6 protein-coding genes are annotated in these 7,580 nt (G+C 67.9%); 2 read left to right on the top strand and 4 right to left on the bottom strand.

All coding sequences use genetic code 11. The annotated features are described in order from the left end of the window. Positions 1-814 (bottom strand): glycosyltransferase family 87 protein (locus PMI02_RS15110; RefSeq protein WP_007684306.1); only part of this gene is annotated, 814 nt, incomplete at its 3' end. Between the two features lie 370 nt (positions 815-1,184). On the opposite strand from PMI02_RS15110, the gene PMI02_RS15105 reads away from it, so the two are divergent. Together PMI02_RS15105 and PMI02_RS15100 are read left to right on the top strand one after the other, a co-directional pair. Continuing rightward, the gene (locus PMI02_RS15105) at positions 1,185-3,665 is read left to right on the top strand and encodes a TonB-dependent receptor (protein ID WP_007684304.1); all 2,481 of its coding nucleotides are present in this window, start codon (positions 1,185-1,187) and stop codon (positions 3,663-3,665) included. Between the two features lie 278 nt (positions 3,666-3,943). Next, positions 3,944-4,534, top strand: a complete 591-nt coding sequence (locus PMI02_RS15100; protein ID WP_007684302.1) for a hypothetical protein — start codon at positions 3,944-3,946, stop codon at positions 4,532-4,534. Between the two features lie 3 nt (positions 4,535-4,537). On the opposite strand, the gene moaB is transcribed toward PMI02_RS15100, so the two are convergent. The 3 genes from moaB to PMI02_RS15085 all read right to left on the bottom strand — a co-directional run. Continuing rightward, positions 4,538-5,065: a molybdenum cofactor biosynthesis protein B gene (moaB, locus tag PMI02_RS15095; protein ID WP_007684300.1), complete on the bottom strand. Its 528-nt coding sequence runs from the start codon at positions 5,063-5,065 to the stop codon at positions 4,538-4,540. Beyond that, positions 5,055-6,827, bottom strand: a complete 1,773-nt coding sequence (locus PMI02_RS15090) for a lytic transglycosylase domain-containing protein (protein ID WP_007684298.1) — start codon at positions 6,825-6,827, stop codon at positions 5,055-5,057. The genes moaB and PMI02_RS15090 overlap by 11 nt, the downstream gene beginning before the upstream one ends. 96 nt (positions 6,828-6,923) lie before the next feature. Continuing rightward, positions 6,924-7,580: uracil-DNA glycosylase family protein (locus PMI02_RS15085; protein WP_007684295.1), on the bottom strand; the 657-nt coding region annotated here is incomplete at its 5' end.

Raw genomic sequence — 7,580 nt, 5'->3', positions numbered from 1 at the left:
CCGGCTGGCCGCCGCCCGCCTCCATATGCGTGGCGATCCCCGCCAGCGACTGTGCGACGCCGGGCATGGTGTAGCCCTGCGCATGGGGCAGCAGCTCGAGGAAATACTGGAGGTACAGCCCCGGCGCGGCCCAGAGCAGCCCCAGCAGTGCGAGGGCGGCGCTGGCGATCACGGTCGCGGCCGCCGCCCGCCACTTGCGCGGGGTGAGGAACAGCGCGGGCACGAGGCCGGGATAGATCTTGAGCCAGAAGCCGAGCGCGATGGCGATCCCGGCGCGGCCCGGCTTGCCGCTCGCGGCGAACCACACGCCCGCGACCGCCGCTACCATCAGGAGGATGTTGACCTGTCCCGCCGCCAGCGAGGTCCCGATCGGCGCGATGGCCAGCGCGGCCAGCAGCGCGGCGGAGGCGACGAGGCGCGGCGCGGCGATCAGGCGCAGCGCCATCCATGAGGCCATCGCCAGCACCGCGAGGCACAGCGCGGTGTGGATCACGAACGCCGCGTCGATCGGCAGGCGCGACAGCAGGTGGAAATAGACCAGCGAGGGCGGCGGATAGACGAAGCCGCTGACGTACTCGCCGTTGTGGCAGATGTCGTAGGGCGTGGTCAGGTTCGCCGCGCCGCACATGTAGGTGCGGAAGTCGAGCGTTAGCGCTGCGCTGCCCGCGCCCTCGCGCACCACCGCGATGTATTCCAGCACGTGATGGCCGAGCAGCAGCGCGCTCACGGCGCTTAGCCCGAGCAGCATCCAGCGGGCCGGTAGCCGGGCGCTCGTCGTGTTCACCTGATCCGTCCCGCCTGCGTCTTTGCTCATGGCTGCACTCTATCGGCGCACCCGTTACGTCGAGGTGAAGATCGCGACGTTCGCATTCCATGGCGGAAATCCGATTGTCCCTGACAAGCATCGTCCCGGCGTCAATGGGATACTGTGGCGCATATCTTGAGGGCGGCCACCACCCAAGCCCCTGTAACCTATCGGTTTATCCGCGCCGGTCGGGGATGGGGGTGCTCCCCGGGCGGGTGGATCGGCAGCGAAACCGGACGATCGGCAAACCGCACATTCTTGACAGGTGTACAATATTGGCGCGACCTTCGCCGCCAATGAGAGGCGGCTGGCCACTAACGCAGCCGCCCCGGGCAGGGCTCACGAAGGGCCCGCTCGCGAAGTACAGGGAGGGAAGAGAATGAACCGATCCGAGATGCGCCGCGTCCTGATTCTGGGCACGAGCCTGGTCGCCGCCGCGCTGGCCACCCCCGCGATGGCGCAGGAATCCGAAGGCGACGTGGTCGACCCCAACGCCATCGTCGTCACCGCCCGCCGCACCGAAGAGCGGCTGCAGGACGTGCCGATCTCGATGACGGTGTTCAACCAGGAGCAGCTGACCCAGCGCAACGTCGTCAGCTCCGCCGATCTCGCCACCTACACGCCTTCGCTCTCGCTCAACGCCAAGTACGGGCCGGAGAAGGCCTCGTTCGTGATCCGCGGCTTCGTGCAGGACCTCGCCACGCAGCCTTCGGTCGGCACCTACTTCGCCGACGTCGTCGCGCCGCGCGCTGGCGGCTCGACCACCTCGGGCAACGGCGTGGGCGTGGGCGCGATGTTCGACCTGCAGAACGTGCAGGTGCTCAAAGGTCCGCAGGGCACGCTGTTCGGCCGCAACACCACCGGCGGCGCGGTGCTGCTGGTGCCCCGCCGCCCGACCGACACGCTCGAAGGCTACGTCGAGGGCACACTCGGCAACTACGACCAGCGCCGCGTGCAGGCGGTCATCAACCTGCCGCTGGCCGACACCTTCAAGGTCCGCCTCGGCATCGACCGCATGAAGCGCGACGGTTATCTCGAGAACCACTCGGGCATCGGCCCCGACGCCCTCGGCAACTCGAACTTCATCGCCGCGCGCCTCTCCGTGCTCGCAGAGCTGACGCCGGACCTCGAAAACTACACGATCGCCAGCTTCTCGGACGCGGACAGCTACGGCACGATCGCGCGCGTGGTCGGCTGCAACCCGGCCTCGCCGCTGGGCGTGTTCTGCCAGCGGCAGGTCGACCGCCAGAACGCGCGCGGCGACGGCTGGTGGGACGTCGAGAACTCCGAGCCCGATCCGCGCCTGCACATGCAGCAATGGCAGGTCATCAACACCACCACGCTCACCGCCAGCGATGCGCTGACGATCAAGAACATCGCCAGCTACGGCGAATTCCGCGAGACCACGCGCCTCAGCCTCGAAGGCGAATACTACACCAATGCCGCCAACCAGCTGGCGCAGACGCTGATCCGCATCAACAACACGCCCGGCTACAACAACGCCAGCCAGTCCACCTGGACCGAGGAACTGCAGTTCCAGGGTCGCAGCGGCGACGGCAAGCTCAATTGGCAGGGCGGCGGCTACTACGAGGCGAGCGACCCGATCGGCTTCACCTCGCAGGCGACCACGCAGCTTACCAACTGCCAGAACGCCTACGACCAATTGGGGAATTACCTGAACGGTGGCCCCGTCGTTAGCTGCCCGCCGGGATCGAGCGCGAGCATGTCGATCCCGTTCCAGAAGACTTGGTATCGCAGCCAGGGCCTCTACGCGCAGGGCACCTATGCCTTCACCGACCAGCTCAGCCTGACGGGCGGCCTGCGCTACACCTGGGACAAGATGACGCACCGCTACGACGGCACCAACCTGCGCTTCCCGCTGACGGGCGGCACGGTGATCGGCTGCGGCAATGCCGTGCGCGTGACCAATCCCAACGGCACGCCGGTCATCCTCGGATCGCTTGCCGAGCACGCCCGCTGCAACGTCACCTTCACTGCCAAGTCCGACAAGCCGACCTGGCTGATCGACCTCGACTACAAGCCCAACAGCGACATCCTGCTCTACGCGAAGTGGGCGCGCGGCTACCGCGCGGCGGGCGTCGCCTCGGCCAACGTGCTGCTGGAGACGTGGGGGCCGGAGAAGGTCGACACTTATGAGCTCGGCGCCAAGACCAGCTTCCGCACCGGCGGCATCCGCGGCTATTTCAACGTCGCGGCCTTCTACAACGACTTCCGCGACCAGCAGATCTCGGCCGCGCTCATCCGCAATCCGCGTCCGGGCAACCCGTTCATCGGCGGCAACGCGATCGTCAACGCGGGCAAGTCGCGCATCTGGGGCATCGAGGTCGACAGCTCGGTGAGCCTGTTCGAAGGGCTCAAGATCGACGCGGGCTACACCTACCTCAACACCGAGGTGCTCAAGCTCACGCCCCCCGAAGTGCCTGCCGAGGCCGCGCAGTTCTACACCGCGCTTGTCCCCACCGCGGTCGAGGGCGGACGGCTGGCGCTGTCGCCCAAGCACCGCCTGACGCTGACGGGCAGCTACACGCTCCCCCTCGACGACAGCATCGGCAAGATCAGCTTCGGCGCGACCTACGTCTACACCAGCGCGCAGGTCCTGAGCCTGGCGACCGCGCCCGCGTTCCGCAACGCGCCGCCGAGCAACCTGCTGAACCTCAACGCCAACTGGAACGACGTGCTGGGCGCGCCGATTGACGCCTCGTTCTTCATGACCAACGTCACGAACGACAAGTTCCCGCTCAACGTCAACAACGCCTACGCCTCGTTCGGCATGGAATCGCAGATCGTGAACGAGCCGCAGATGTACGGCTTCCGCCTGAAGTACCGCTTCGGCTCCTGACCCTTGCGCAAGGCCGCGCGCCTCCTCCGGGCGCCGGTCGAGGGACGGCGGCTTGCCCTTGGGGTGGGCCGCCGTTCTGTTTTGCCGGACAGGCCACCGGATTTGCCCGACTTGTCCACAGGGTTGCCAACCGCCGGGCGGGGGCGGCCCTGACCCTCGCGGAGCGCGCACCATTCGGGCACGGCGGGCCTTGCCAGCGTCTTGTGCGAAGCGCTCCACGTTGCAATCTTCGGCAGGCAAGCGGTGCCGTTGCCGCTTTCAGACCGACGCGAGGAACCATGCCCGACCTGCCACCTACCGAGCACCATCAGGTCGTCGAGGCGCTTGTGAACTGCGGCCTCGATCGAAGAGGATTCTTCGTGACACACGAGGAAGACGTCGACGACGACTTCGTCAGGATCGGCGAGCGTACCGCCGTCTCGCCTGAGCAGTTCGCCTGCATCCGCAAGGCAGCCGAGGGGACGATCCTGTGGTTCGACGATCGGGCTACCGGGGATGCCTACGGCGCCTATGTTGACAGCCAGATGAGGCCGGAAATGAGCAGGAAGGCGCGCGAGGAATTGGCGCAGCAGGGACGGTTGGCCGCTCTACCTGAAATTTCTCGCTATGCCTCGGCAGCCGATTTCGCGCAGGCGTTGGAGGGGTTCTGCGGGGTTCGGCCCGGGCAGGTCCTGATCCGGCACGGCGCGGATGCGTGGGAGATCAAGCCGGCGCTGGATGCGAAAGGACATGTCGTGGACAGCGGCATCGAGCAGATGGGCTGCATCTTCAATGCGCTGACGGCCCAGACCGAAGACCCATCGCGCTATGGATTCAACTTTGGCTTCATTGGCAACGAAGCCTTGGCCGAACCACATGCCAAGGATTGAGCCTCAGACCTCCAGCAGCCTCGGCATCAGTTCGACGAAGTTGCAGGGGCGGTTGCGGCTGTCGAGCTGTTCGGCGAGGATGCCGTCCCAGCCGTCCTTGACCGCGCCGTTCGAGCCGGGGAGTGCGAACAGGTAGGTCCCGCGCGCGACGACCGCCATGGCGCGGCTCTGTACGGTGGAAGTGCCGATGGTCTTGTAGCTGAGCCAGCGGAACAGCTCGCCGAAGCCCGGGATTTCACGGCCGCCCAGCTTGCCCAGCGCCTCGGGCGTCACGTCGCGGCCCGTGAGGCCGGTGCCGCCGGTGGAAACCACGGCGTCGACTTCGGGATCGTCGATCCACGCGTTCAGCAGTTCGGCGATGCGGCCCGCATCGTCGCGCTCGATAGTCCGGCGCACGAGGGTGTGGCCGGCATCCTGGATTCGCTGGGCGAGGATGTCGCCGGAAGTGTCGTTCTCGGCCGTGCGGGTGTCGGAGACGGTGAGCAGGGCGATGTTGATGGGCTTGAACGTCCGCGAAGTATCAACGGCCACGCACGATGGCTCCGTTCGAGGCCATGCGCACGCCCTGCGATCCGGCGAGGCCGGGGAAGGTCGGCCATTCGCCCTGCGCCAGTTCCATGCGGCTCTCGGATACGCCGCCGGCCTGGCGTTCGTACATCCAGTAGTTACGCATGACGATGTTCACGTAGCCGCGCGTCTCCCAGTAGGGGAGCGACTCGATCCAGAGCAGGGGGTCGCCCTGGCAGTTCACGTCGGTGTTCCAGCGCGTTATCGGCGCGAGGCCGGCATTGTAGGCGGCCATAACCTTGGGCAGGAGCCCTTGCGTGCCGGGGTTGTTCTGCAGCATCTGCAGGTGGCGCTGTCCGAAGGCCAGGTTGACCTCGGGCTTGTTGAGGTCAGTCGCATTGCCGGAGACGCCGAGCGAGGAAGCATGGTCCTGCGCGGCGGCGGGCATGATCTGCATGAGGCCGCGCGCGCCGGCCGGGCTGACGACATTCGCACGGAACACCGATTCCTGCAGGGCGTGGGCATAGACCAGCGCCGGGTCGACCTTCCAGCCGCCGACCGGAGTCCACTTCGGCGTCGGGAAGCGCGTCGCCGGCTCGGGCTTGCCGCCGTAGGGCGCGTTGTAGGCCATCCACAGCTGGGTGCCGGGCAGCCCGAGGTCACGTGCGAGGCGCGTGAGCGGCGCATATTCCGAGGCGCTGCCGATGCGGGCCTGGTGGCGCAGCACTTCGTCGGCGAGGCTGTCCTTGCCGATCTCGGCGAGTTCCACGGCGGCGCGCACGTTGGGATTGGCGCGCAAGGCTTGCCAGTCGGCCTGGGTGAAGTCGGCGGCGGCGTGCTGTTCGGGGATCTTGAGGCCGAGCTGTTCGGAAGCGAGCATGCCGTAGAGCGTCTCGTCGCGCGCGGCGGCGAGGCGCAGCGCGGCGGCGGCCTGCTCGGGCTTGCGGCAGCGCACCAGCGCGCGGCTTTTCCAGTAGTGCGCGGCGCTGGTCAGCTCGGCATTCTCGGAGGACTGGGCGGTGCGGCCGAAGGCATCGGCAGCGCCGTCGCAGTCGCCCAGGCGCCAGGCGGCGAGCCCGGCGGTCCACCAGGCCTCGCCCACCCACGGCCCGTTACCGAGCGCGGCGAGCTGGGCCATCTGGTACGCGGCTGCGTCCTGGTTCTCGATGTAGAAGCTCCAGGCCACCTTCTGGCGCCATTCGGCTTGCGTCGAGGGGCTGAGGTTCGCGTCGATGCCGTCGAGCAGCAGGCGCGCACCCATCGGATCGTCGTTCTTGATGCGGTCGAGGATGCCGGCCGAGACCGAGCCGGGCATCGTGCCGTCTTCGATCGAGGCGGGGCGCACGCGCTTGGACATCGAGGGCAGCCGCGCGAAGCTCTGTTCGCTGGGGAGGGTGGGGACGGTCCCAGCCCCGCGCTTGAGGGCGAGGCGGCTGATCTGGTCGGCGCCCGGAAGCTCCGCGCCCTGCGAGAGCCAGGACTGGAGTTCAGCCAGCTCGATCTTGGGGGAGCCGGAGGCGAGGTAGTATTCGGCGCGGGCCTGCTGGTGGAGCGGGCCGTCGGGGCGCTGGGCGAGCAGCAGCTTGACGGTCGACCAGTCCTTGGCGTCGATCGCGTCGAAGACCTGCTGGTAATAGGCCCGGTCGTCCTGGCTGAGCAGCGAGGGGACGGCGGTGCGGTCCGCGCGGGTGCGGAAATAATCGACCGCCGCGCTGTTCGCATAGGCGGGAACTGCCGAAACGGTCGCGGCGAGCATGAACCCCGCCCACAAACCCGCCCTGGTCATTCCGGCCCTGGTAATTCGTTTCAAAATCTCATTCCCCGCGATCCTGTGCGATACCCCGGATATTTCCGGGGATTCCTGCCGGCCGGAAGGGCCCGTTCAAGCGGACGTCCACTCCAGCCAAGCCTTCCAGAGCACCGGCTTCGCGCGCGGCTGACCGAGCAGCGCAGGCAGGGCCCAAGAGGCAAGCAAGGGTATCGATCGCCCTTCATGGTTGAAACTTCGTAAAACGGCAGGGCGTTGCGGCGATTCGTGGCCGATAAGCGGTAGGACGTTTCCACCAAGCACGATGAGGCGCGCAGGAGCCACCAGGCTGACGTGATGGGCAACGACCTGGCCGAGCCCCAGCGCATGTGCCTGCGCCCAGTCCGGCCCGGGTGTGTGGCGCGGCAGGGCGCTGGCGAGATAGACCTCCTGGCGCTTCGTTCCGAAGGCCGAGAGGATCGCGTCGAGCAGGCGTCCCTGCGGCCCGGAGAGCAGGGCGGCGCGGTCTTCCGCCTCGGGTTCCTCGACCACCACCATGATCTTGGCGCCCGCCGGTCCCTGCGGCGCGATGCGGGCCGAAAGATCGCCTTCGCCCAGCAGCGGCTCGCTCATCCACCAGGTGGTGAAGGCGGGGAGGTCTGCGGGCAGGGCGGCCGAGTCGAGCCGGGCGGGCGGCGACGGGGCGTCCACGTCGGGCGCGGGCGCACGCGGCGGGCGGCGTTCGGCAGGGCGTTCGTCCTCGGGCGGCGCGAGCCATGATACCGGCTCCCC

The sequence above is a fragment of the Novosphingobium sp. AP12 genome (assembly GCF_000281975.1).
In the GTDB taxonomy this organism is placed as follows: domain Bacteria; phylum Pseudomonadota; class Alphaproteobacteria; order Sphingomonadales; family Sphingomonadaceae; genus Novosphingobium.
This window is presented reverse-complemented; position numbering and strand designations above follow the sequence as displayed.